Source organism: Pseudomonas sp. 2VD (assembly GCF_005503585.1).
Lineage (GTDB): Bacteria > Pseudomonadota > Gammaproteobacteria > Pseudomonadales > Pseudomonadaceae > Pseudomonas > Pseudomonas aeruginosa.
In genome coordinates this window covers 1-3,746 of sequence record NZ_SCND01000484.1, presented here as the reverse complement: position 1 = coordinate 3,746, position 3,746 = coordinate 1, and the positions used below count along the sequence as shown (strand labels likewise).

At 66.7% G+C, this 3,746-nt stretch carries 5 protein-coding genes and 1 pseudogene; 1 reads left to right on the top strand and 5 read right to left on the bottom strand.

What is annotated here, in order from left to right; genetic code table 11:
- The 4 genes from FFS27_RS30195 to ycaC all read right to left on the bottom strand — a co-directional run.
- Positions 1 to 416 (bottom strand): pirin family protein (locus FFS27_RS30195; protein ID WP_137952427.1); only part of this gene is annotated, 416 nt, incomplete at its 3' end.
- Between the two features lie 26 nt (positions 417 to 442).
- On the bottom strand, positions 443 to 1,000 hold the full coding sequence (locus FFS27_RS30190; RefSeq protein ID WP_003082483.1) for an NAD(P)H-dependent FMN reductase: 558 nt from the start codon (positions 998 to 1,000) through the stop codon (positions 443 to 445).
- Positions 1,001 to 1,028: 28 nt separating this feature from the next.
- Complete coding sequence (locus FFS27_RS30185; RefSeq protein ID WP_003123126.1) at positions 1,029 to 1,436, bottom strand: OsmC family protein; 408 nt, start codon at positions 1,434 to 1,436, stop codon at positions 1,029 to 1,031.
- 142 nt (positions 1,437 to 1,578) lie between these two features.
- Positions 1,579 to 2,196, bottom strand: a complete 618-nt coding sequence (gene ycaC / locus FFS27_RS30180; protein ID WP_003082476.1) for an isochorismate family cysteine hydrolase YcaC — start codon at positions 2,194 to 2,196, stop codon at positions 1,579 to 1,581.
- Between the two features lie 300 nt (positions 2,197 to 2,496).
- Here ycaC and FFS27_RS30175 point away from each other — a divergent pair, with 300 nt between their 5' ends.
- Entirely contained in the window at positions 2,497 to 3,411 is a 915-nt protein-coding gene (locus FFS27_RS30175) for a LysR family transcriptional regulator (protein WP_003082475.1), read from the top strand.
- Positions 3,412 to 3,418: 7 nt separating this feature from the next.
- Here FFS27_RS30175 and FFS27_RS30170 read toward each other — a convergent pair.
- Positions 3,419 to 3,746, bottom strand: a pseudogene (locus FFS27_RS30170) (class I SAM-dependent methyltransferase); the annotation flags it as partial.

The window sequence follows — 3,746 nt, the reverse complement described above, 5'->3', positions numbered from 1 at the left end:
ATCCACAACTGCGCGGCGTGGGCGTGGCGCTCGTCGGGCAGCGACTCCTCGGTGTGGGCGATGCCATGGCCGGCGGTCATCAGGTTGACCTGGCCCGGACGGATCACCTGGACGTTGCCCAGGCTGTCGCGGTGCAACGCCTCGCCCTGGATCATCCAGGTGAAGGTCTGCAGGCCGATGTGCGGGTGCGGGCCCACGGCCAGGCCGCCGCCGGGTTCGAATTCGGCGGGACCGGCATGGTCGAGGAAGCACCAGGCACCGATCATCCGCCGCTGGCGCGACGGCATCAGCCGACTGACGGTGATCCCGCCGCCGATTTCCGCGGCACGCGCGGTGACTCGTTGCAGCAGGTGTTCGCGGCGCTCCGGACAGTCCCGCGAGGAGGACAGGTCGCAGCGCTCTTCGGTATTGCTCATGTTCAGGCTCTCCGGTGACGAGGCATTCAACCGCGCAGGCGGCGCACCCATAGCTGCAGGGCCTGCAACTGCTGCTGGATCAGCTCGCGCGCCTTGTCGTCGAGCAACCGGCCCTGGGCGTCGAAGGCGTTCTGCGCGCTGGAGATCATCACTTCCGGCTTGTTCAGCGGATGAACGTCGAGGAACACCAGCGTCTGGCGCAGGTGATACTGCGCCCGCGCGGTGCCGAAACGCCCGGCGCTGGCGCCGAGGATCGCCGCCGGCTTGCCGGAGAACGGCTGCTCCGGCGGCCGCGAGGCCCAGTCGATGGCATTCTTCAGCACCCCGGCCATCGAATAGTTGTATTCCGGGGTGGCGAACAGCAGCGCGTCCGCCGCGCGGATCTGCTCGCGGAAGCGTTCCACCGCGGGCGGGAAGCCGAGGGCGTAGACGTCCTCGTTGTACAGCGGGATGCCGGAGATGTCCGCCAATTCGATGCTCATGCCCGGCGGAACCAGACCGATCGCCTCCTGCAGCGCCGCGCTGTTGTAGGAGCCGCTGCGCAGGCTGCCGGAAATGCCCAATACCTTGATGTCGTCGCTCATGCCGTGCTCCTCGATGTGTGTGCGGGGTTCAGTCGCGCAGTTGGCTGCTGACGCTGACCTCTCCGGAGAGTACACGATGGATCGGGCAGGCATTGGCGATCTCCAGCAGACGCTGGCGTTGCTCGGCGTCGAGATCGCCGGCCAGGCGGATGTCGCGGCGGATATGGGTGAAAGGCTCCGGCTTGGTGCGTTCCTCGACGATGTCCAGTTGCACGTCGATGCCTTCCAGCGGCCACTCCTTGCGCTGCGCGTACATCGCCACGGTGATCGCCGTGCAGGCGCCCAGCGCCGAGAGCAGGATCTCGTGCGGCGAGGGACCGCTGTCGCCGCCGCCGAGGGCGGCCGGCACGTCGCTCAGCCACTGGTGGCTGTCGTCGCCGAGGGTCACGCGGTAAGGGGTGGTGCCGAGGGAAGCGTTGACGACCTGGGTAGCCATGGGGTTTCTCCTGTGCATGGGGGGCGTGCCGGAACCTCGGGTTCCGGCGAAGCGGCGTTCCGATGAAAACACCTGGACGGAAAACGACACAAGGCACCCGATGGTCGGAGTGCCTTGTGTCCGGGACAGCGGCGAAGCCGGCTTACTTCTTCGTGCCGAAGCTCTGGATCAGGTTGGCGTACGCCGGCAGGTGGCCGCCGAGGATGGCACCGAAGCCTTCGATGTCGTTGCGCCAGTCGCGGTGCAGTTCGCAGCCGACGCTGAACCAGTTCATCAGTTGCGCGCCGGCGGCGGTCATGCGCGCCCAGGCGGCGTCGCGCACCACCGGGTTGAAGGTGCCGGAGGCGTCGGTGACGACGAATACGTCAAACCCTTCCTCCAGCGCCGAGAGGGTCGGGAAGGCTACGCAGACATCGGTCACCACGCCGGCGATGATCAGTTGCTTCTTGCCGGTGGCCTTGACCGCCTTGACGAAGTCCTCGTTGTCCCAGGCGTTGATGTTGCCGGGGCGGGCGATGTACGGGGCCTGCGGGAACATTTCCTTGAGTTCCGGCACCAGCGGGCCGTTGGGGCCGTCCTCGAAGCTGGTGGTGAGGATGGTCGGCAGGTTGAAGAACCTGGCGATGTCGGCCAATGCCAGGACGTTGTTCTTGAACTCGTCCGGGCTGAAATCGCGGACCAGGGAGAGCAGGCCTGCCTGGTGGTCGACGAACAGCACCGCCGCATCGTTCTTGTCGAGTCGCTTGTAGGTGAAGGACATGGTGTTTCTCCGGTCTCGGGCGGCGTCCGTCGCCGCGCGGTGTGAAACGAAGCGCCTCCTGGGAGGCATGCATGGGCGGTCTCGGGAGCGCACGCCGCCCATCAAGAGTAGTGACAGCGACAGCGATTTACCGCCCGGCAAAATGCGAAAACGGTGTTCTCGATACCAGAACAATGCCATTCCCCGGGCGCGCTACGCTTGCCCTGCCATTGCCGTTCCTGCACGTTCGACGCGCGCGTCCCCTTACCAGGAGTTCTCCCGCATGCGACAGTCTGCCTCCCGATTGTTTCGAGATTCGCCATGAGCCTGCGCCTTGAAGACATACAGGCCTTCCTCAACGTGGTCGAGCTGGGCAGCATCAGCGCCGCCGCCGAACGCATGAGCCTGTCCAAGTCCGTGATCAGCAAACGCGTCAGCGACCTGGAGCGCCACCTCGGCGTGCGCCTGCTCTACCGCTCGACGCGCAACGTCGAGCCGACCGAGGCCGGCGGCTTCTTCTACAAGTCGGCCAAGGCCTCGCTGCAGGACCTGAACAACGCCGCGGAAAGCGTGGCCCTGCGCGAGAACGACCTGTGCGGGGAATTGCGGGTGATGGCGCCGATGAGCTTCGGCACGCTCTGGCTGGGGCCGCTGGTGATGGAATTCATGGCGCGCAACCCGCGCCTGGAAGTGGTCCTGCAACTGGACGACCGGATCGTCGACTTCGAGAAGGAAGGCTATGACCTGGCGATCCGCATCACCCGCCTGCAGGACAGCTCGCTGATCGCCCGCCAACTGGGCACCAGCCGCCGGGTAGTGTGTTGCAGCCCGGAATACCTGGAACGGCATGGCCCGCTGCAACGCATCGAAGACATTCTCTGCCATCCCTGCATCGGCTACAGCCACAACACCCCGTCGCAGCTATGGAGCTTCGAGCCGCGGGTGGCCGGCGAGCCGGCGCGGATGATCACCCCGCGCGGACGCTTCAACACCAACAACGGCCAGACCATGCGCGACGCCGCGGTACGCGGCCTGGGCCTGGCGATGCTGCCGCTGTTCATCGCCGCCGAAGACCTGGCCGCCGGCCGGCTGGTCGAGGCCCTGCCCCAGGAGCGGCCGCTGGACGACCTGATCTACGCCATGTATTCGCGAGCGGCGACCCTCTCGCCGAAGGTGAAGCTGTTCGTCCAGTTTCTCCAGCAGGCCCTGGGCAGCCCGCCGTGGGGCGTACGCTGAGCCTCGCTCAGCGCTTGCGGCAGACGCTCAGCCCGTCGCCGATCGGCAGCAGCGAGTAGTCCACCCGCGCGTCGTTCTTCAGCGCCAGGTTGAGCTGCTGGATGCCGCGGGTATCCGCACTCTTCGGCTGCGCTTCGAGCACCCGGCCGCTCCACAGCACGTTGTCGAAAAGCACCAGCCCACCCTGGCGCACCAGCGCCAGCGCGGCCTCCAGGTATTCGGGGTAGTTGGCCTTGTCGGCGTCGATGAAGGCCAGGTCGAATTGCCCGGCCAGACCTTCGTCGAGCAACGCACGCAGGGTTTCCAGGGCGGGCCCGAGGCGCCGCTCGATGCGC